Annotated in this window: 19 protein-coding genes and 3 tRNA genes; 14 read left to right on the top strand and 8 right to left on the bottom strand. The window is 62.7% G+C overall.

What is annotated here, in order from left to right; all coding sequences use genetic code 11:
* Positions 1-2: 2 nt before the first annotated feature.
* Positions 3-890 carry a UTP--glucose-1-phosphate uridylyltransferase GalU gene (galU, locus tag ACA027_RS04600; RefSeq protein ID WP_370681225.1) on the top strand — a complete coding sequence of 296 codons (888 nt, stop codon included), beginning with the start codon at positions 3-5 and terminating at the stop codon, positions 888-890.
* 74 nt (positions 891-964) lie between these two features.
* Here galU and ACA027_RS04595 read toward each other — a convergent pair whose 3' ends face one another.
* From ACA027_RS04595 to cysM, 3 genes are all read right to left on the bottom strand, one after another.
* Entirely contained in the window at positions 965-1,192 is a 228-nt protein-coding gene (locus ACA027_RS04595; protein WP_370681224.1) for a sulfurtransferase TusA family protein, read from the bottom strand.
* A 74-nt stretch (positions 1,193-1,266) separates the two neighbouring features.
* Positions 1,267-1,881: an NUDIX domain-containing protein gene (locus ACA027_RS04590; protein ID WP_370681223.1), complete on the bottom strand. Its 615-nt coding sequence runs from the start codon at positions 1,879-1,881 to the stop codon at positions 1,267-1,269.
* Between the two features lie 229 nt (positions 1,882-2,110).
* Positions 2,111-3,016, bottom strand: coding sequence for a cysteine synthase CysM (gene cysM / locus ACA027_RS04585; RefSeq protein ID WP_370681222.1), 906 nt, complete (start codon positions 3,014-3,016; stop codon positions 2,111-2,113).
* Positions 3,017-3,054: 38 nt separating this feature from the next.
* Here cysM and ACA027_RS04580 point away from each other — a divergent pair.
* The 4 genes from ACA027_RS04580 to ACA027_RS04565 all read left to right on the top strand — a co-directional run bounded on the left by ACA027_RS04580 (position 3,055) and on the right by ACA027_RS04565 (position 5,600).
* A tRNA-Leu gene (locus ACA027_RS04580) sits at positions 3,055-3,139 on the top strand.
* A gap of 30 nt (positions 3,140-3,169) precedes the next feature.
* Positions 3,170-3,246: transfer RNA gene (locus tag ACA027_RS04575), tRNA-Met, on the top strand.
* Between the two features lie 519 nt (positions 3,247-3,765).
* Positions 3,766-5,166: an aspartate ammonia-lyase gene (locus tag ACA027_RS04570; protein WP_370681221.1), complete on the top strand. Its 1,401-nt coding sequence runs from the start codon at positions 3,766-3,768 to the stop codon at positions 5,164-5,166.
* A 203-nt stretch (positions 5,167-5,369) separates the two neighbouring features.
* Positions 5,370-5,600: a DUF3079 domain-containing protein gene (locus ACA027_RS04565; protein ID WP_370681220.1), complete on the top strand. Its 231-nt coding sequence runs from the start codon at positions 5,370-5,372 to the stop codon at positions 5,598-5,600.
* A 369-nt stretch (positions 5,601-5,969) separates the two neighbouring features.
* Here the strand turns inward: ACA027_RS04565 and ACA027_RS04560 are convergent, their stop codons facing one another.
* From ACA027_RS04560 to hrcA, 3 genes are all read right to left on the bottom strand, one after another.
* Entirely contained in the window at positions 5,970-6,452 is a 483-nt protein-coding gene (locus ACA027_RS04560; protein ID WP_370681219.1) for a fimbrial protein, read from the bottom strand.
* 491 nt (positions 6,453-6,943) lie between these two features.
* A tRNA-Ile gene (locus tag ACA027_RS04555) sits at positions 6,944-7,020 on the bottom strand.
* A gap of 90 nt (positions 7,021-7,110) precedes the next feature.
* Complete coding sequence (hrcA, locus tag ACA027_RS04550) at positions 7,111-8,118, bottom strand: heat-inducible transcriptional repressor HrcA (RefSeq protein ID WP_370681218.1); 1,008 nt, start codon at positions 8,116-8,118, stop codon at positions 7,111-7,113.
* Between the two features lie 29 nt (positions 8,119-8,147).
* Here hrcA and ACA027_RS04545 point away from each other — a divergent pair, with 29 nt between their 5' ends.
* From ACA027_RS04545 to ACA027_RS04515, 7 genes are all read left to right on the top strand, one after another.
* Positions 8,148-9,053, top strand: a complete 906-nt coding sequence (locus ACA027_RS04545; protein WP_370681217.1) for an NAD kinase — start codon at positions 8,148-8,150, stop codon at positions 9,051-9,053.
* A 3-nt stretch (positions 9,054-9,056) separates the two neighbouring features.
* Entirely contained in the window at positions 9,057-10,712 is a 1,656-nt protein-coding gene (gene recN, locus ACA027_RS04540) for a DNA repair protein RecN (RefSeq protein WP_370681216.1), read from the top strand.
* A gap of 59 nt (positions 10,713-10,771) precedes the next feature.
* Positions 10,772-11,641, top strand: coding sequence for an RNase adapter RapZ (gene rapZ / locus ACA027_RS04535; protein WP_370681215.1), 870 nt, complete (start codon positions 10,772-10,774; stop codon positions 11,639-11,641).
* Positions 11,642-11,930: 289 nt separating this feature from the next.
* Positions 11,931-12,653: a two-component system response regulator CreB gene (gene creB, locus ACA027_RS04530; protein ID WP_370681214.1), complete on the top strand. Its 723-nt coding sequence runs from the start codon at positions 11,931-11,933 to the stop codon at positions 12,651-12,653.
* Positions 12,654-12,665: 12 nt separating this feature from the next.
* Positions 12,666-14,129: a two-component system sensor histidine kinase CreC gene (creC, locus tag ACA027_RS04525; protein ID WP_370681213.1), complete on the top strand. Its 1,464-nt coding sequence runs from the start codon at positions 12,666-12,668 to the stop codon at positions 14,127-14,129.
* Between the two features lie 215 nt (positions 14,130-14,344).
* Positions 14,345-15,757, top strand: coding sequence for a cell envelope integrity protein CreD (creD, locus tag ACA027_RS04520; protein ID WP_370681211.1), 1,413 nt, complete (start codon positions 14,345-14,347; stop codon positions 15,755-15,757).
* On the top strand, positions 15,754-15,963 hold the full coding sequence (locus ACA027_RS04515) for a hypothetical protein (RefSeq protein WP_370681210.1): 210 nt from the start codon (positions 15,754-15,756) through the stop codon (positions 15,961-15,963). The genes creD and ACA027_RS04515 overlap by 4 nt, the downstream gene beginning before the upstream one ends.
* A 135-nt stretch (positions 15,964-16,098) precedes the next feature.
* Here the strand turns inward: ACA027_RS04515 and mutY are convergent, their stop codons facing one another.
* Both mutY and mutM read right to left on the bottom strand, forming a co-directional pair.
* On the bottom strand, positions 16,099-17,163 hold the full coding sequence (gene mutY / locus ACA027_RS04510) for an A/G-specific adenine glycosylase (protein WP_370681209.1): 1,065 nt from the start codon (positions 17,161-17,163) through the stop codon (positions 16,099-16,101).
* Between the two features lie 301 nt (positions 17,164-17,464).
* Positions 17,465-18,280: a bifunctional DNA-formamidopyrimidine glycosylase/DNA-(apurinic or apyrimidinic site) lyase gene (gene mutM, locus ACA027_RS04505; protein WP_370681208.1), complete on the bottom strand. Its 816-nt coding sequence runs from the start codon at positions 18,278-18,280 to the stop codon at positions 17,465-17,467.
* 71 nt (positions 18,281-18,351) lie between these two features.
* Between mutM and ACA027_RS04500 the strand changes: the two genes are divergently transcribed.
* Together ACA027_RS04500 and ACA027_RS04495 are read left to right on the top strand one after the other, a co-directional pair.
* Positions 18,352-20,127, top strand: coding sequence for a tetratricopeptide repeat protein (locus ACA027_RS04500; RefSeq protein ID WP_370681207.1), 1,776 nt, complete (start codon positions 18,352-18,354; stop codon positions 20,125-20,127).
* Positions 20,124-20,663 (top strand): lipoprotein insertase outer membrane protein LolB, encoded by a 540-nt coding sequence (locus ACA027_RS04495; RefSeq protein ID WP_370681206.1) that lies wholly within the window; start codon positions 20,124-20,126, stop codon positions 20,661-20,663. The genes ACA027_RS04500 and ACA027_RS04495 overlap by 4 nt, the downstream gene beginning before the upstream one ends.
* Positions 20,664-20,690: the final 27 nt, after the last annotated feature.

The following is a 20,690-nucleotide window of genomic DNA, read 5'->3' as shown; positions in this document are numbered from 1 at the left end:
GCATGAGCAACCAAACGCGCGTCAAAAAGGCCGTCTTTCCCGTCGCCGGTCTGGGCACCCGTTTTCTGCCCGCCACCAAGGCCTCTCCCAAAGAGATGCTGCCGGTGGTGGACAAGCCCCTGATCCAGTACGCCGTGGAAGAGGCCTATGAGGCCGGCATACGCGACATGATCTTTGTCACCGGCCGCAGCAAGCGCGCCATCGAAGACCATTTCGACACCGCCTACGAGCTGGAAAACGAGCTGGAGCAGGCCGGCAAGCAGGAGATGCTGGAGCTGGTGCGCAGCATCAGCCCGGCCGATATGAACTGCGCCTTTGTGCGCCAGCACCGCTCGCTGGGCCTGGGCCATGCCGTGCTCTGCGCCGCGCCCCTGGTGGGCAACGAGCCCTTTGCCGTGATCCTGGCCGACGACCTGATGCGCGGCGATGCCGGTGGCCCCGGCGTGATGGCGCAGATGACGGCGGCCTTCCAAAAGCAAGGCCGCTCGCTGCTGGCCGTGCAAGAGGTGCCGCTGGAGCACACCAAGCGCTACGGCATCGTCAAGGGCGAGCCCGCTGGTGGCCCGCTGATGCGCATCGACGAGATCGTGGAAAAGCCCGCGCCCGAGAAGGCCCCGTCCCGCATGGGCGTGGCCGGCCGCTATGTGCTGACCCCGGCCATTTTTGACGAGATCCGCAACCAGCCCACGGGCGTGGGCGGCGAGATCCAGCTCACCGATGCCATCGAACGCCTCATGGCCAACGAGGCCGTCTACGCCTTTCAGTACAGCGGCAAGCGCTATGACTGCGGCAGCAAAGAAGGCTTTCTGGAAGCCACGGTGGAGCTGGCCTTGCAGCACCCCCAAGTGGGCGCGAGCTTTCGCGACTACCTCAAAAACCTGAGCATCTGACGCGCTTATCTATTGCGTTTTGAATACAAAAGGCCTGCAGTTGCAGGCCTTTTGCGCTGTGACAGCTATGGTTTTTAACGGCGGCGCAGCACGTGGATGAATTCGTCGCCCACGGTTTCCTGGTGCACCAGCTCGTTGCCGGTCTGCTTGGCAAAGGCCTGAAAGTCGCGCGTGGAACCGGTGTCCGTGGCCACCACTTTCAGCAGCTGGCCGCTTTCCATGCCCGCCAGCGCCTTCTTGGCTTTGAGAATGGGCAGCGGGCAATTCAGGCCGCGGGTGTCGATTTCTTGGTCAATCTGCATGGTGTGATTGTAGAAAAGCTGCAGCAGCCTTGCTGGTGGCAGCGGTACGCACACCACACAACTTCAGTGCGGCATCAGTCCAGCTGCGGGGGTTGCAAAAAGCGCGGGTCTTCGCTCCAGAACTGCAGCGGCCATTTGGCCGGATCGGGCTCGGGACTTTGGCCAGGCCGAAAAGCACCGAACTGCGGCGCCAGGCCCTTGCTCTGCACCCAGTGGGCCAGCGCATAGCCGGTGCCGGAAGGCCAGCAACGCGCCGCCTCGGGTGTGACCCAGCGGTACTCCAGCAGCTCGGGCGAAAGCCGCACTTCACCCTCCACACGCACATGGTAGGCAATCAGCACCTGGTTCATGCGCAGAAACTCCCAGCTGCCCAGCAAGCGCAAGCCCTTGGCACGCAGCCCGGTTTCTTCCATCACCTCGCGGCAGATGCCGGCCTCGGGCGATTCGCCCGCTTCCATAAAGCCGGTGATGAGGCCAAACACCCCTTCCTGCCACAGCGCATTGCGCGCCAGCAGGGCCTCACCACGGTCGTTTTCCACCACCGCCGCCAGCACCGGCGTGGGATTGCCCCAGTGGGTAAAGCCACAGGTCGGGCAACGCAGCCGGCTGACATCGCCGCTGTCCTCTGCCTCGGTAATCCACTGCAACTCGGTGGCGCAATTGCTGCAAAAACGAACTTCAAACGCCATTGAGGCTCTCCATCAAATCTTCTCGACCCCAGCAAGAGCAGGCGGTGCCCCCTTGGAACATGCATGGCGTGCCCATGGAGGTCTTTGCGCTCTTCTGATGACTCATTCAAGCCCACGCGGCATAAAACCGGCACGCCCCCCGCCAGGGACACCGCGCAAGGGCCGCCCCGCCGCGCTGGTGTCGTCCCCCTTGGGGGAAGGCGCGCCAGCGCCTCAGGGGGTAGCCAGCTTACGCGGGGAAGACCCCCGTGGACAGATAGCGGTCGCCACGGTCGCACACCACAAACACGATGGTGGCGTTTTGCTCGCGCGCTGCAATCTGCTGGGCCACCCAGCAGGCACCGGCCGCGGAGATACCGGCAAAAATGCCTTCCTCGCGCGCCATGCGGCGGGCCATGTCCTCGGCATCGTCCTGGCTCACATAGACCAGCTCGTCGACCAGGCTGGCGTCGTAGATCTTGGGCAGATATTCCTCGGGCCATTTGCGGATGCCAGGAATGCGCGAGCCTTCGGACGGCTGGGCGCCGATGATCTTCACATTCGGGTTCTTTTCCTTGAGGAACTGGGCCACGCCGGTGATGGTGCCGGTGGTGCCCATGGCGCTGACAAAGTGGGTGATCTCGCCCCCGGTCTGCTCCCACAGCTCGGGCCCTGTGGCTTCGTAATGGGCGCGCGGGTTGTCGGCATTGGCAAACTGGTCCAGCACCACACCCTTGCCCTGGGCCACCATCTGGTCGGCCAGGTCACGGGCGTATTCCATGCCGCCGCTCTTGGGCGTGAGGATGAGCTCGGCGCCATAGGCCTTCATGGTCTGGGCACGCTCTATGGACAAGTCCTCCGGCATGATCAAGACCATGCGATAGCCCTTGATGGCAGCCGCCATGGCCAGTGCAATGCCGGTGTTGCCGGAGGTGGCCTCGATCAGCGTGTCGCCAGGCTTGATTTCACCGCGCTCCTGGGCCCGCTGGATCATGGACACAGCCGGGCGGTCCTTGACGGAGCCCGCAGGGTTGTTGCCCTCCAGCTTGCCCAACACCACATTGCCTTGCGCTGCATGTGCAGCAGCGTTGATACGCTGCAGCGCCACCAGAGGCGTATTGCCGATGACGCTTTCAATCGAAGGATACGTTTTCATGTCCATAAATGTGCCATAATCCAGCCTCTCTGATGCCAGCCCGGGTGGTGGAATTGGTAGACGCAGCGGACTCAAAATCCGCCGCCGCAAGGCGTGCCGGTTCGATTCCGGCCCCGGGCACCACAAGCATCAGAAACCAGTCAATCAAATTACCGCGAGGTGGAGCAGTCTGGTAGCTCGTTGGGCTCATAACCCAAAGGTCGTTGGTTCAAATCCAGCCCTCGCAACCAATTGGTGCATGCACCGCAAAAAAGCCCACATCCTGTGGGCTTTTTTGTTTTTACCGCCTTTTGTCCACATCTCGTCGCCGCCCTCCAAAGACATGGAGGCCATGAGGGACTTGACTGCAAGGCACTCTGCCCACCGCGCAGCCACAAGACCACCAAGGCCATGCGAAAGCACAGCGCTGCCGCCAGATCGCCCCATGGGCACAAAAGCCGCCCAAACCCCTTCCGCTTTTCCCCTCCAAAGCCGCAAAGCCTTGCGCCATGCGGCTGAGCGCGGCTTTCTGCAACGTCAAACTCAGACACAATATCGCACCAAAATAGTGCGACACTGCGAACGATATGCAGCAAAATTTGGCTTCTCATTTGTTTTGAGCATAATTCAGCCCAACGGCCCGGCTTGGATACGCACCGTTTTGGTGCCTGCAAATCGGGCTTTGCCACGTCTGGACCCCGCATCCCGCGTGGCCCCCGGCCCCAGCCGCCGGGTCTGCCCCTTTTTCTTTTTTCAGCCAATTGCTCACCATGCGCCAAGAAAGCGACTTTTTAGGTTCCAAGGACATCCCCGACCACGCCTACTGGGGGGTTCACTCCGCCCGTGCGGTGGAGAACTTTCCCATCACCGGCCACAGCGTGGCACAGATGCCCCAGCTGATCCGCGCCTACGCCTTTGTGAAAAAGGCTGCCGCCCACGCCAACCTGGCCATGGGCGCCATCAACGCCCAGCAGACCGAGGCCATCTCCAAGGCCTGCGACGACCTAGCCGCTGGCCAGTTGCATGAGCAGTTTGTGGTGGACGTGATCCAGGGCGGCGCCGGCACCTCGACCAATATGAACGCCAACGAGGTGATCGCCAACCGTGCGCTGGAGCATCTGGGTCTGGCCAAGGGTCGCTATGACGTGATCCACCCCAACGACCATGTCAACGCTTCCCAGTCCACCAACGACTCCTACCCCACGGCCGTCAAGCTGGCCACCTGGTTTGGCATTCAGGAGCTGCTGGCCGCATTGGCAGCACTGCGTGGCGCCTTCCAGGAAAAGGCCACGGAATTCAAGGATGTACTCAAAATCGGCCGCACCCAGCTGCAGGACGCCGTGCCCATGACCCTGGGTCAGGAGTTCACCGCCTTTGTCTCCATGATTGCCGATGACGAGAAGCGCCTGCGCGAATCTGCCGTGCTGATGTGCGACATCAATATGGGCGGCACTGCCATCGGCACCGGCCTGAACGCCCCCGTGGGCTATGTCGACGTGGTCGTGCCCAAGCTGGCGGAATTCTCGGGCGTGCCCGTGGTCAAGGCCGCCGACATGATCGCCGCCACCTGCGATACCGGCGCGTTTGCCGACATCTCCGGCATTTTGAAGCGCATCGCCGTCAAGCTCTCCAAGATCAGCAACGACCTGCGCTTGCTGTCTTCCGGCCCCCAGGCCGGTGTGGGCGACATCCAGCTGCCTGCACGCCAGGCCGGCTCGTCCATCATGCCCGGCAAGGTCAACCCGGTGATCCCGGAAGTGATGAACCAGGTTTGCTTTGAAGTGATCGGCAACGACGTGGCCATCACCATGGCTGCCGAAGGCGGTCAGCTGCAGCTCAACGCCTTTGAGCCACTGATGGCCTGGGCCCTGCACAAAAGCCTGCACCACCTGGCCCATGCCTGCAAGACGCTGCAAGTCAACTGCGTGGAAGGCATCGTCGCCAACCAGCGCGTGCTGGACGAGCGCATCGCCAGCTCAGTGACCTTGGTGACCGCGCTGAACCCGCTGATTGGTTACGAGAAGTCCGCCCAGATCGCCAAGGCCGCCATCGCCAGCGGCAAGTCCATCGGCGCGGTCGCCGAAGAGCTGGGCGTGATGAGCCAGGCCCAGCTGCAACAACTGCTGGTGGCCGACAAGCTGACCATGCCTGGCGCACTGAGCGCAAGCTAAAAGGCGGCTCACACACCCTGCACACTCCATCCTGCGGCCACTTGCAGAATGGAGTCCACCAAGCGCCCGAACTGCCCCGCAGCTCGGGCGCTTTGTTTTTGATGCAGGCCAAGCCAGGACGGAATGCACGCCACGACCCAGACAGCCCCTTCCTGCACTGCCGCATACTGACTGGGCATACCTCCCATGCAACGAGCGACACCATGGCCAAGAAATTCCCTGCAGTCCCAGCCCATCCAGAGCGCCTGTGCTGGGGCTGCGACCTGTACTGCCCCGCCACCGACCTGCGCTGCGGCAACGGCTCCGACCGCACACCCCACCCCAGCGAGCTGTGGGGCGACGATTGGCAGACCATGGACGGCACCCAGCCCCCAGGCAACCCGGAGCCCACGGAGCGCTCTCCACTCAAATCCCCCTCTTGCGCGCATCTATAAAGCAAAACCCGCTACTTATTCAGTAGCGGGTCTATAGCGGCATCCTGACTGGGCATAGAAAATAGGAAAACGCATTTAAATGCTTGTGGCTTGCGGTATCTATGCACAAATCGGATTATGAAATTCCGAAAAGACATTGACCATAAATATCAAACGGGTGAGTTTTTACAACTCATCAACACCTTTCGATATCAGGTATGAATTGAAAAAATTTTAAAACCCATTGAATCCAAAAATAAAAATATCAACCTTTGAAAATAATTTACTGAATAATATTTTATTTTCAAAAAATAGAGGCAAGCAATAAATATTGCTTGCCTTGTATACAACCTTGGCAACAGCTTAATACTCCACCAAGGTCAACCTGCGTTACTCGTAGGACAGGGTGTAGGCCACCAGAGCACTCGCCGTGCCAGCCTTGGCATCCGAAGTTGCCTTACCAGCTTGCAGGGTGTAGTAGGCCTTCAGCGGAATGCTGATGTTGCTGCCCGAGGTCGCCCCCAGGGTCACCGTATCTCCCTGGCTGAAGTCCAGGATATCGCTGCCGTTCATCAGCATGATCTGCACACCCTGTGCCGTTCCATTCACCCCAACGCCCTTGCCCACCACCCTGGAAGGCTTCAACGAGAGCGAAACCTTGGTGCCCTGGGTGCACTCGACGTTCAGATCGATGTTCTTGGCAATGGTGCTCAGCTTGCCGGCAGAAATCGCCGGATTGGCTTCCGTGCCCAAGGTCTCAGCCGAGTGCGGCCCCATGGACACGAGCATGTCTGCACCCGAAGAGGTTGCACCGCCGCTGCTCACCTGGCAGGCATCCACGGTGATGCTGCCCTCAAAAGAAATCGCACCCATAGCACCCACTGCGGGAGCTGCTTGAACGCCAGCTGCAAAAAAGACGGCAAGGATAGCCAGGCTGACAAATGATTTTTTCATGGTCGAACTTCTCTTTCACTAAATGGATTGAAAAACTTTTTCAATCCAGTGCCAAAGCCCTAAAAGGCTTACAAAGATGTGCTCTTGTGAAACACAGCTTCTGCGTAGACACAGACAGATACTAATCTAAGAAAACCACAATTAATTTAGAAACGAGGAGAAACAATATAGAAAAAAAATATCAAGAGAAAAACAATTTAACAATTTCCTCTTTGACTTTTCAAAAGATTGGCAGTAAGTGGTCACACAAAAAGCACAGGACAATTTCCGCCATCTACAGAGGCCTGCATGCGCCCCTCAAACCGCGAAAGGTCGGCACCATAGTTCCAATTGCACGTTTTGGCTAGGAAAAGGCGGGAACAACCACAAAAAAAAACGGGTTACGACTACTCGTAACCCGTTGAATTCATTGGTAGGGCGTGGCGGACTTGAACCGACGACCAAGGGATTATGAGTCCCCTGCTCTAACCAACTGAGCTAACGCCCCTTGCCAGCCCTGCACAAGGCAGGGCGCGTGCATTGTAACGGCTTAGAGGGCACTTACGGCGCCTGGCGATCAGATCGCGTGCGCGCACGCTCAACGCCGGGTGTTCAAGGCATTGGTGACCAGCTTGGAGGTGATGTCCACAATCTGGATCATCCGGTCGTAGTGCATGCGCGTGGGGCCGATCACGCCCAGGGTGCCCACGATCTGACCGTCAACCTCATAAGGCGCGCTGACCACGGACAGCTCCTCAAAGGGCACGACCTGGCTTTCACCACCGATGAAGATGCGCACGCCTTCGGCCTGGCTGGAAAAGTCCAGCAGACGCAGGATTTGCGTTTTCTGCTCGAACAAATCGAAAGCCTTGCGCAGATTGCCCATATCGCTGGAGAAATCGCTCACGGCCAGCAGATTGCGTTCGCCGGAGATGATGACCTGCTCCTGCGGCTGTGGGTTCATGGCCTCTGCGCTGACGTTCACGGCGGCCTGCATCAGATCGGTCACCTCGCTGCGCAGGCGCTCAACCTCGGTCTGCAGGCGCTCGCGCACCTGCTCGATGGCCAGGCCCGCGTAGTGGGCGTTCAGGTAGTTGGAGGCTTCCAGCAGTTGGGTGCCGGAGAAATCATGGTCGGTGAAGATGACGCGGTTTTGCACATCGCCTTCGGGCGAGACGATGATGACCAGCACCCGCCGCTCGGACAGTTTGACGAACTCGATGTGTTTGAACACCGAGCTGCGCCGTGGCGCCATCACCACACCCACAAACTGCGACAGGCTGGAAAGCATATTCGCCGCGTTGGCTATCACTTTTTGCGGCTGCTCGGGTGCCAGCTCGGGCGCCGGCAGCATGTCGCGGCTGACGGTGAGCATGGTGTCCACAAACAAGCGATAGCCCTTGGCCGTGGGCACACGGCCGGCCGAGGTGTGGGGGCTGACGATCAGGCCGAACTCTTCCAGGTCGGACATCACATTGCGGATGGTCGCTGGCGAGAGTTCCAGGCCGCAGGCGCGCGACAGCGTACGCGAACCGACCGGCTGGCCGTCGGCAATGTAGCGCTCGACCAGCGCTTTCAACAACAACTTGGCACGTTCATCGAGCATGGAATGATTTTAATGATGTAATTTCCCTCATGACGTCCAAGTTTCGCCATGTGGCCCTCATCGGCAAGTACCGCGCCCCTTCTGCGACAGGTACTCCCCAGGATTGCCCGCGCCAGGCGCTGGAAGACATTGCCGCCTTTTTAAGCACCCAGGGCTGTGAAGTGATTGTGGAGGCCGAGACCGCCTTGCAGATGGGTCAGCCCGCAGCCTACCGCAGTCTGGATGTGGATGCCCTGGGCCTGGCCTGCGACCTGGCCCTGGTCATGGGAGGCGACGGCACCATGCTGGGTGTCAGCCGGCATCTGTCGCGCTATGGCACGCCGCTGATTGGCATCAACCAGGGGCGGCTGGGCTTTGTCACCGACATCCCCATGGATGAAAACCTGCTGCCCACGCTGCAGGCCATGCTGGAGGGCGAGTACGAGGAAGACCCCCGCCCGCTGATCGAAGCCCGCGTCATGCGCGGCGACACCTGCGTGTTCGAGGCCCTGGCCATGAACGATGTGGTGGTCAACCGCGGCAGCACCTCGGGCATGGTGGAGTTGCGTGTCGAGGTCGACGGGCGCTTTGTCTCCAACCAGCGCGCCGACGGCCTGATCGTGGCCAGCCCCACGGGCTCCACAGCCTATGCGCTCTCGGCCGGCGGCCCACTGCTCCACCCTTCCGTGGGCGCCTGGGTGATGGCACCGATTGCGCCCCACACCCTGTCCAACCGCCCCATCGTGCTGTCCGATCAGGGCGAGGTCATGATCGAAGTGGTGGGTGGGCGCGACATCAGCGCCAATTTTGACATGCAGTCCCTGGCCTCGCTGCGCCACGGCGACCGCATCTATGTACGCCGCGCCCAGCATGGCATACGCTTTTTGCACCCCACGGGCTGGAACTACTACGCCACGCTGCGCAAGAAACTGGGCTGGAACGAAGGGGGCACCTGAACCATGGCCCTGCGACGCATTGCGCTGCGCGACTTTGTCATCGTGCAGTCGTTGGACCTGGACCTGCACACCGGCTTCACCGTGCTCACTGGCGAGACCGGTGCCGGCAAGTCCATCTTGATTGACGCCCTGCAACTGGTCCTGGGCAGCCGCGCCGATGTCGGCGTGGTTCGCGAGGGCCAGACCCAGGCCGATATCACCGCCGAATTCGACTGCCCCACCCACCTGGCAGCCTGGCTGGAAGAAGGTGGCTTTGCACGCGAAGACCTGTTGCTGCTGCGCCGCGTGATCGACACCCAGGGCCGCAGCCGCGCCTGGATCAATGGCGCACCCGCCACGGCCACCCAGCTACGCCATCTGGGCGATCTGCTGCTGGACATACACGGCCAGCATGCCTGGCAAAGCCTGACCCGGCCCGATGCCGTGCGCGCCCTGCTAGACGCCTATGCCGGCACCGACACCCAGGCCCTGCGCACCTGCTGGAGCCAATGGCGCAGTGCCCACCAGGAGCTGGAACATGCGCTGGCCGCCCAGGACACGCTGCAGCGCGAGCGCGAACGCCTGCAGTGGCAGATTGGCGAGCTGGACAAGCTGAGCCCCGGCGCAGAGGAATGGGACGAGCTCAACACCCAGCACACGCGCCTGTCTCACGCCCAAAGCCTGCTCGAAACCGCGCAAAGCGCGCTGTATCTGCTGGAAGACGATGAAACCGGCATCTCCGGCCCGCTGACCCGCGCCCACAGCACGCTGCAAAATCAAGAGCATCTGGAGCCCGAATTTCAAGCGATTGCCGATGTTCTGGCTTCCAGTCTGGCCCAGGTCAGCGACGCCAGACACAGCCTGCACAGCTATCTGCGCCGCACCGAGCTGGACCCCGAGCGCCTGGCCGAACTGGATGGCCGCCTGACCCTGTGGATGCAACTAGCGCGCCGCTACAAGCGCTCACCCGAAGAACTGCCCGGTCTGCTGCAAGGTTGGCGCGACGAGCTGCGCCAGCTGGACGCCGTGGAGGATGTGGCCCGCCTGCGCCAGCGTGAACAGCAAGCCCATGAGGCCTACCAGGCCGCCGCGCGCGAGCTCTCGCGCCAGCGCACCAAGGCCGCGCCCAAGCTGTCGCGCGCCATCACCCAGGCCATGCAGGGCCTGGGCATGCAGGGCGGCAGATTTGCCGTGCAACTGGACAAACTGGAAGAACCCAGCGCCAGCGGCATGGACGCGGTGCAATTCCTGGTGGCCGGCCACCCCGGCGCCACGCCCCGGCCGATTGGCAAGGTGGCCTCGGGCGGCGAGCTCTCGCGCCTGTCGCTGGCGATTGCCGTCACCACCAGCCAGCTGGGCCAGGCCGGCACCCTGATTTTTGACGAGGTGGATTCGGGCGTGGGTGGCGCCGTGGCCGAAACCGTGGGCAAGCTGATGCGGGCCCTGGGCCGCGACCGCCAGGTGCTGGCCGTCACCCACTTGCCCCAGGTCGCTGCCTGCGCCGACCAGCACTACGTGGTGTCCAAACGGCGCGACAAGACCTGCACCACCAGCTCGGTGACGCCGGTGCGCGATACTGAGCGAGAACAGGAAGTCGCCCGCATGCTGGGCGGCGAACGCCTGTCTGCCACCACCTTGGCCCATGCACGCGAAATGCTGGCCCAGGCCGGCAGCCCCTGACCGCACGCTGCAGTCCGCGGCATCCCCTATTGGCCCACCACAAGGAGAAATTCACCGCCATGGCCCTGGAACTCGTGCTCATCACCGGCATGTCCGGCTCCGGCAAATCCGTGGCCCTGCATGCGCTGGAAGACGCCGGCTACTACTGCGTGGACAATCTGCCGCCCGAGCTGCTGAGCGACTTTGCAAAGCTCGATCACAGCCGCTATGGCCACAAGGTGGCGGTGGCCATGGACGCCCGCAGCCCCCGAGGCCTGCCGCAGCTGCCCGATCAGCTCAACGCCCTCAAGGCCCAGGGCGTGGTGCTGCACTCCATCTTTCTGGATGCCTCCATTGGCACGCTGGTGCGCCGTTTTTCCGAAACCCGCCGCCGCCACCCGCTGTCCAGCGAAAGCAGCGATGGCGCCCGGCTGGCCCTGGTGCAAACCATAGAGTCCGAGCATGAACTGCTGGCACCGCTGCGCGAACGCTCGCATGTCATCGACACCAGCAATCTGCGCTCGGCCCAGCTGCAAAGCTATGTGAAAAGCCTGATCTCCGTGCCACCGGGGCAGATGACGCTGGTCTTTCAGTCCTTTGGCTTCAAACATGCCCTGCCGGTAGATGCCGACTATGTGTTTGACGTGCGCATGCTGCCCAACCCCTATTACGAGCTGGAGCTGCGACCGCTAACGGGCATGGACCAGCCGGTGATTGACTATCTGCGCCAGTCCCCGGATGTGCAGCGCATGCAGGCCCACATCATCGAGTTTCTGGACCACTGGCTGGATGTGCTCAACCAGAACCACCGCAGCTATGTGACGGTGGCCATTGGCTGCACCGGGGGGCAGCATCGATCGGTGTATCTGGTGGAGCAGTTGGCCAATCACTATCTGGGCCAGTGGACCACGCTGCGCCGTCACCGCGAAATGGACCAGCGCCGGCATTGAACTTCTGCCTTCTGCGGCTTGGTTGGCTTCTTCGTTTTGAGACGGCCATACCGCACTTCATACTTTGTTGCTCGCCCTGGTCGTACAGGCGTACTGCCTGCGGGCAAGGCGCCGCGCCTGAAGTGCGGTCTGGCCGTTGTGGGGTGAAATTAGGCGCTAGCTACGCTTCGCTGGCCCGCTCCGGCAAACCCAGCCTGCTGGACTCCCTCCTCCGACGGGATGTAAGCACTCTGAAAACCTGCGCAAACAGCCCCTTTTTGATAACGCATCCAAGCTCGCCCTCAGCGCCATGCAAGCCGCCACCAGCCCCCAAGGTCCCCAGGTACTGCTCGTCGAAGACGACCCCGCCATAGCCCGCACCGTTTGCTATGCACTGGCGCGTGATGGGATTGCCGCCAGCCATTGCCTGCGGCTGGACGATGCATATGCACAGTGGAAGTCGCGGCGCTTTGATGCCCTGCTGCTCGATGTGGGCCTACCCGACGGCAACGGCCTGGACTGGTGCCGCGAGCTGCGCGCGGCCGGCGTCCATGCGCCGATTCTGGTGCTCAGCGCGCGCGGCGAGGAAATGGACCGCGTGCTGGGCCTGGAACTGGGCGCAGACGACTATCTGAGCAAACCCTTCAGCCCGCGTGAACTCGTCGCGCGCACCCGTGCCCTGCTGCGCCGCGTACAGCGCCTGCAAGCCGCCGCCAGCCAGGAGGCGCCCGCAGCCAGCACCGCCTGGTTCGAGCTGGATGAGCCTGGCCAACGCATACGCATGCAAGGCAGGGTGCTGGATTTGACGCGGCGTGAATACCAGTTGCTGGCATGCATGCTGGCACGGCCCGACCGCATACTGAGCCGCGATTTCCTGCTGGCAAACATCTGGGGCCAGGACAGCGACAGCACGGACCGCACCGTGGACACCCATGTCAAAACCCTGCGCGCCAAGCTCAGGACACAGGCCAGCGGGCAGGACTTCATCACCACGCACCGCGGCATGGGCTATAGCCTGCAGCTGCCGCTATAACCGGGCTTCACCATGCGCCTGGGCCTGCGACTGTTTTTTGCCTTTTTCGTCATCAATGGCCTGGCCGCCTTCTTTGTGCTGCGCGTCTTCATGGTCGAGATCAAGCCCAGCGTGCGCAAGGTCACCGAGGACACCCTGGTCGAGACCTCCTACGCGCTCGCAGCCCTTGCCGCCCCGGAGCTCGCCAGCGGCACCCTGGTCCAAGATCCTGCCCACAGCCTTTTTGCGCGCCAGCTGCAAAGCTATACGGGGCAGCCCGTCAAGGTCTGGATCTGGGACACACGCAAGGCCAGCCTGGATCTGCGCGTCACGGTCACCAATGAAAAAGGGCGTGTGCTGTTCGACTCGGCAGGCAGCGATGTGGGCGCCGATTACGCGCGCTGGCGCGACGTCCACCTCACCTTGCGCGGCGAATACGGGGCGCGCACCACGCGCAACATCGCCAATGACGAAGCCAGCAGCGTCATGTATGTCTCCGCCCCCATCGTCGACGACGGTCGCATCATCGGCGTGCTCACCACCTCCAAGCCCGCGCGCTCGGTGCAGAAAATTGTGGACAGTGCCGAACGCAAGATGCTGCGCGGCGGGCTGCTGTTTTTACTGCTGTCGGCCGGCGTGGGCTTTGCCGTCACCTGGTGGCTGGTGCTCCATGTGCGGCGCTTGCGCAGCTATGCCCAGCAGGTCCAGGCCCCAACCTTGCAGGAGGAAGCCCTGCCCACAGCGGCCCCAGCTTCACCCCAGGTTCCCGATATGCCGGGCGAGCTCGGTGAGCTGGCACTGGCCATGGAAAACATGCGCCGCCGCCTTGAAGGGCGCGACTACATAGAAGGCTATGTACGCGCCCTGACCCACGAGCTCAAAAGCCCCGTGGCCGCCATACGCGGCGCGGGCGAGCTGCTGCAGGAAGACCTGCCCGAGCCGGACCGCCAGCTGTTTGCGCGCCAGGTCGTGGACCAATGCCAGAGACTGCAAAATCTCGTGGACCAGTTGCTGCAGCTCAGCCGCCTGGAACAGCGCCAGCAGCTGCAGACCCAGGGCCTATGCAGCCTGCGCGAGAGCGCCGAGCAGGCCATGGCACAGCTTGCGAGCGCGGCAGAGCAATGCGGCATAGCGTTCGAGCTCAGCGGCGAGGACAGCCAAGGCCCATGGGAGGCTGGCCTCGTCGTGCTGGCCATCAGCAATCTGCTGCAAAACGCCCTGGATTTCTCACCCCGGGGCAGCCGTATTTTTGTGGAGCTGTCCCCCTCGGGCATCAGTGTGCGCGACCAAGGCCCTGGCGTACCAGCAAGCCTTTTGGGCCGGCTGGGCCAGCGCTTTTTCACCACACCCAGGCCCGGAGGCGAACGCAGCGGCACAGGGCTTGGCCTGTCCATTGTTGCGCGCATCATGGCCCTGCACGGCGGCAGCATGCAAGCCCGCAACAGCGAACCCGGACTTTGCGTGACGCTGCGCTGGGGCCAGAGGCGCAGCGCATAAAGCCAAGGCCACAGCGCAAGAAACTGGCGCGCCCCGAGCCAGGGACAGCGAGCAAGGGCCATCCCGCCGCGAGGCTGTCGCCTCCCTCCCCCGACGCGAGAGAGGGGGAAGGCGCACAGCGCTTCAGGGGGCTTCACTTTCACTTCACAGACTTCATCCCCCGCGCACAAGCTCTGCCGAAACTGCTGGCCTGATCAATAGCCGGAAGACGGAAAATGAAGAACCGATTGCTGAGTAAAGGCCTGGCCCTGTTTGTCATGCTGGTCCTTTTGATGCTGGGCTTGTACCAAATCCAGGACGTGGTGCAAGACCGCATACGCAACCGCGACCATGCAGTGCAAAGCGTGGTCGCAAGCCTGGCGGGCCCGCAAACGCTGATGGGGCCGGTGCTGGTGCAAGCCTGTACCCGATACACCAGTGTGCAAAACGGCAAGAAAATCGAGACCAGCACCGAAAATTTCCAGCGCATGCTGCAGCCCGATACGCTGCGCCATGAGGCATCCGCCCATATGGAGGAGCTCGCGCGTGGACTGCACAAAGTCAACGGCTATGTGCTCAAGGACAGCATCAGCGCCAGCTTCGCCAATGCCGACGAGTATCTGGAGCCCGTCACAGCTGGCAAGGCCAGCGCCTCCACCCGCGTGAGCTGCGAGCCCTTGAAGATTGCTCTGGCCCTGAGCGATGCCCGTGGCGTGCGCAGCGCACGCATTCTTGCAGACCAAAAAGAGCTGACGGCCGAGCCTGGCACCGGGCTTGAGCGCTACACCCAAGGAGTCAGCGCAGCACTGCCCCTGGCATTGCTCAAGAAAGGCAAGCCCCTGGAGCTGTCCGTACAGCTGGAGCTTGTGGGGACGGAGCGCCTGGCCTTTGTGCCACTGGGCAGCCAAAGCCAGGTCAGTCTCTCGTCCGACTGGCCCCACCCCTCGTTTGGCGGCAGCTTTTTGCCCACACGCCGCGAGATCAGCGAGCAAGGCTTTAGCGCCAGCTGGAATCTCTCGGCCCTGGCCTCCTCGGCCAGGCAGGCCTTTCAGCAGCAAACTCAGCTTTGCCCTGCCGGCCGTGACCAGGATTCTTATTACGACAGTGTGGCTCCTTCAGGCTGTCTGGAAACCCTGACCACGGATTTTGTGGATCCCGTCAACCTCTATTCACTCAGCGACCGTGCCACCAAATATGGCTTGCTGTTCGTGGTGCTGACTTTTGTGGCCGTTGCCATGTTTGAAGTGCTCAAAAAACTGCGTGTGCACCCGGTGCAATACCTGTTCGTAGGTTCGGCGCTGTGCAGCTTTTTCCTGCTGCTGATCAGCCTCTCCGAGCATCTGGGCTTTGCCAGCGCCTACGCCGCGGCCGCCGTGGCCTGCGTTGTCCTGCTGGCCTATTACGCCAGCCACATCCTGGGCAGCTTCAGGCTGGGCCTGCCGTTTGCAGCCGGTATTGCCGCCCTCTACGCCCTGCTGTATGTGCTGCTGCAACTGGAACAGACCGCCCTGGTCGTGGGCGCTCTGGCCTTGTTTGCGGTACTGGCCCTGCTCATGGTCTGCACACGCAAGGTGGACTGGTATGCGTTTGGCGGCGAAGCAGCCAAAACGGCCCAGGCATCCATTGCAGACAAGGCTTCGCAACCATGAGCACCGAGCACATGCTGGAGCGCCAGCGCTGTGAAAAAGTCTGGCTGCAGGCGACACAAACCCGTGACCGACAGGCCTTGCGCAATCTGCGCCTGTACATCATCGACGCCACCCGCCGTGCTCGGCGAGAGCCCGGTGCCAGGGAGCAATGGCAGGCATGGATGCTGCTGCGCTGCGCCTTGCTGCTACCAAAAAGGCGATTCTGATCCCTTGCTCGTCCTTCGACGTTAGGCCCTGTAGGCCCTGCCGGTTTTCATGCAGCAAGCCCTGGCTTGTTCCGCGCTGGCAAGGCCTATGCCTTGGGCACAAAGCGCCTGTGGTCCTCGCCGCAAACCCAGTGCTTATGCGCCCAGCTCTTCATCCAGCAAGCGGCGCACGGGTGCTGGCAGACCCATGGCCGCCCATTCGGCCACGCCGGCCCAGCGGCCGCCTTCGCCAGACCCGGCCGCTGCGGCAGTTCCCACGGGAACGAACACGGGGTGGAGAAACAAATCCTTGTGCGTCAGCACATGCAAAAACGCGGGCAGCTCATTGGCCGCTGCGGCCGATGGCCATTGCAGGGCCACGGCCTGCTCCAGTGCCGTGCGGCCGTCAAAGATGGCCGGGCTATACAAGCCAGCCCAGATACCCTGCTGGGGCCTGCGTTCAAGCCAGACGCACTGCTGTGCATCCACCGCAATCAGCAGCCACCAGGCTTCGGAGCTGCGCTTGGTCTTGCGCGTCTTGACCGGATAGTCCTGCGGATTGCCCGCGGCCGCGGCCTTGCATTGGGGCTGCAGCGGACAGATCAGGCAGTTGGGCTTGCGCGGCAGGCAGACGGTGGCGCCCAGGTCCATCAGGCCCTGGGTGTAGCGCGGCATTTGCACCTCCAACTGCTGCGTGGGCAGCAAAGCCTCGGCCTTGAGCCACAGAGCTTTTTCATTTTTGGCCTGGGACAAATCCTCGCCATAGGCCAGCGCCCGCGTCAGCACACGCTTGACATTGGCATCCAGAATCGCGGCACGCTCGCCAAAGCAAAAGCTGGCAATCGCTGCTGCGGTGGAGCGGCCAATGCCCGGCAACGTGGCCAGCAGCGCGCTGCTGCGTGGAAAGGCTCCACCAAAGTCATTCACCACGGCCTGGGCACATTTGTGCAGATTGCGGGCCCGGCTGTAATAGCCCAGCCCACTCCACAGCGCCAGCACATCGTCCTGCGCCGCTGCGGCCAGGCTGGCCACATCGGGAAAGCGCTGCAGAAAGCGGTCGTAATAGCCCAGCACCGTGGTGACCTGGGTTTGCTGCAGCATGATTTCGGACAGCCAGACGCGATAGGGATCGCGCATCTGCTGCCAGGGAAGGTGGTTGCGGCCATGGCTGGCCTGCCACTGCACCACGGCAGTGGCCAGAGTCGGGGGCAAAGATGTCACGCGGGTGCTTGGAATAAGGCAGCAACCGCTATGGGTCGCTGCTGGTTTTGGTCTGCCTGGGATTGTGCGCCAGCGCCTTGCCCCACTCTCAGCCAGAGGCTATTTGAGAAGCCGGTCTTTCTGCCAGCCGGAGCGGGCGTCTGAAGAGGAGTGGGCACTGCAGCAAACCCCACAACGGCCAGACGGCGCTTCAGGCGCGGCGTCTCGCCCGCAGACAGTAGTCATCTACGGCAAGGGCGAGCAACAAAGCCTCAAGCGCTGTATGGCCGCCTCAAAACGAGACACCATCCAAGAAAGCAATTTATTTCTGGCAGTGGGCGCAGTAATAGGTGCTGCGCTGCCCTTGGCGCAGCAGCCTTATGGGCCGGCCGCAAGAAGTACAGGGCAAATCACCCCGGCCATACACATGGGCCTGCAGCTGAAAATGCCCAGGCATGCCATGGGCATTGGAAAAGTCACGCAGCGTCGTGCCGCCCTGCTCCACGGCCTGGGCCAGCACTTCGCTGATCACGGCAAACAACTGCTTGGCCTTGCGCGGGCTCACATCGCGCGCCGGTGTTTCCGGGTGGATACGGGCCAGAAACAACACCTCTGACGCATAGATATTGCCCACACCCACCACCAGCTTGCCCCCCATCAGCACCTGTTTGATGGGCGTGCGGCTGGCTTGCAGGCCAGCTGCAAAGCGCTCCCAGACAAAGGAAGCGGGGTCCAGCGGCTCCATGCCCAGGCCGTCCAGCAGCTTGCGGGCCAGGGGATCGTCCTCGCCCGTGACATAGACCACCGCACCAAAACGGCGCGGGTCATGCAGGCGCAGATGGCCTTTGTCGGTCAGCAGATCAAAGTGGTCGTGCTTGCCTGCCGGCCCCAGTTCCTGGTCAAAGCGCAGGCTGCCCGACATGCCCAGATGCAGCAGCACCATGCCCTGGTCCAGCCACAGCCGCAGGTATTTGCCACGCCGATCCACCTGCTGCACCACACGGCCCTCCAGCGCCTGGGGCGCAATGCCCAGGGGCCAGCGCAGGGGTTTACCCAGGGTCACGGCATGAATGCGGGCGCCGGCAATGGCTGTGCCAAAGCTGCGGCGGGTGACTTCAACCTCAGGTAATTCAGGCATGCGTACAAGAACAGCAAAGGGAACAACAAAGGGAGCCATGCGACGGCATGGGCATGGATTATTATGGGTTGATGCAGCTTCATTTCCGCTCCCTGCGCTTATCCCTGGTCAGCGCCTTGTTGATGGGCACCCTGGCCGCCCATGCACAGTCCGCCCCGGTGGCCGCGCATGTGAATGCACCGCCGGTAGACGAGGCCGCGCGCCAGACCGATGCCAAGGAAGCGCTGAACGCCGAGCTGTTCTACGAAATCCTGGTGGGCGAAATGGCTTCCGGCCAAGGCGATCTGGTCAATGCCATCGCCCTGATGCAAGAAGCAGCCCGCCGCGCCAACAGCGAGCAGCTCTACCAGCGTGTGGCCGAGCTGGCCCTGCAGTCCCGCAACGGCGAACGCGCACTGGCTGCAGCCCAGGAATGGAAGCAAGCCTTCCCCCGCTCACGCGATGCCAACCGCTTTGTGCTGCAAATCCTGATAGCACTGAACCGCGTCTCCGACACGGTGCAGCCGCTGCAGCAGGAAATCAATTCCACACCGGCTGCCGGCAAGCCCGCGGCCTTCCTGGGCATTGCGCAGCTCTACAGCCGCGTCTCCGACAAGGCCCTGGCCGCTGCCGTGGTGGAGCAGGCTCTGGCCAAGGAGCTGCGCAACCCAACGACCGGTGCAGCCGCCTGGGCCACCGTGGGCCATTTGCGCATCACGGCTGGCCAGAAGTCACTGGCCCTGGATGCCCTGCGCCAGGCCCACAAAATCTCGCCCGAAAGCGGCGCCACGGCATTGCTGGCGCTGGAGCTGATGGAAGCCGGCCTGCCCGAGGCCGAATTCCAGGTTCAGGCCTATCTGCAGCACCAGCCCTCCGCCGCCATCCGCATGGCCTACGCCCGGGTGCTGATGGGCTATGGGCGCAGCGATACAGCGCGCCAGCAGCTGGACATACTCACCAACGAGAACCCTGAGTTCACCGACGCCTGGATCGCATTGGCGGACTTGCAGCTGCAAAACAATGAGCTGGAGGCTGCCCAGCGCTCGCTGCAGCAATTCATTCCGCTGGCAGAGCAAGTCCCCGACAGCGGCGTCCGCCAGGCAGGCCTGAACCAGGCCTATCTGATGCAGGCCAATATCGCGCTGCAGCTGCGCGATGAAAAGTCGGCCGTCCAATGGCTGGACAAGATTGCGGGTGGCCAGAACATCCTGAACGTGCAAAGCCTGCGTGCCACCATCCTGGCCCGCCAGGGCAAGCTGGCCCAGGCCAGAGCGCTGATCCGCGCCGTGCCCACGCAAACCACCGAACAGGAAAGACTCAAGCGCCGTGCCGAGGTGCGCCTGCTGCGCGAGGCCGATGCCCCGCAGGAGGCCTATCTGCTGCAACGCACGCTGCTGGATCAATCGCCGGACGACAACGACATCGCCTACGACACGGCCCTGCTGGCCGAAAAAGCCGGCAAGTTCGACACCGCTGAGCGCCTGCTGCGCGACATCATCGAGCGCCAGCCCGACTACCAGCACGCCTACAACGCCCTGGGCTATGCCCTGGTGGAGCGCAACGAACGGCTGGATGAGGCCAAGGCCCTGATCCAGAAGGCCTTGGAAATGTCCCCCAAGGACCCCTACATCATGGACAGCCTGGGCTGGGTGGAATTCAAGCTGGGCAACAACGCCCAGGCCCTGACCCTGCTCGAAAATGCCTACGGTCTGCGCGATGACGTGGAAATTGGCGCCCATCTGGGCGAGGTGCTGTGGCAGCAAGGCCAGACCACACGCGCCCGCGCCATCTGGAAGCGCGCCCTGGACCGCGAACCCGGCAACGAGACCTTGCTGGAGACCTTGAAGCGCCTGGGAGTCCAGCCGTGAGCCAGCGCGCACCGGCGCCCGGGCTACGGCGCCAGTTGCTGTGCGCAGGCATGGCCGCCACCACCCTGTGGCTGGCCGGCTGCAGCACAGCACCCCGCAGCTCGGCCGCCCCAGACAGCGCCACCGTCCCATTCTGGAGCGGCCGCATGGCCTTGCAGATACAGCCTGACAGTCCCGTCGCGCCGCAAGAGCGTTCCTTCAGCGCCAGTTTCGAGCTGCGCGGCAGCCCCCAGGCCGGCAGCCTGCAACTGTTTTCCCCACTGGGCTCCAGCCTGGCTTTGCTCAGCTGGCAGCCTGGCAGTGCCACCCTGCAGCAGGGCAATGACAGCCGCAGCTCGGCCTCGCTGGACGAGCTGGTGCGCGACACCCTGGGCACCGACCTGCCCATTCCCGCCCTCTTTGCCTGGCTGCATGGCCAGGACCAGGCGGCACAGGGCTGGAATGTGGACCTGAGCCGCTGGGAGCAAGGCCGTCTCCAGGCCCTGCGCCACAGCCCTGCTCCCCAGGCCAGCCTGCGGCTGGTGCTGGACCGATGATTCGTCTTTCCACATTCCCTCTGTTTC

The sequence above is a fragment of the Comamonas sp. GB3 AK4-5 genome (assembly GCF_041320665.1).
GTDB lineage: Bacteria > Pseudomonadota > Gammaproteobacteria > Burkholderiales > Burkholderiaceae_C > Comamonas.
The sequence above is the reverse complement of the archived record's forward strand: the minus strand, read 5'-3'. Positions and strand labels throughout refer to the sequence as shown.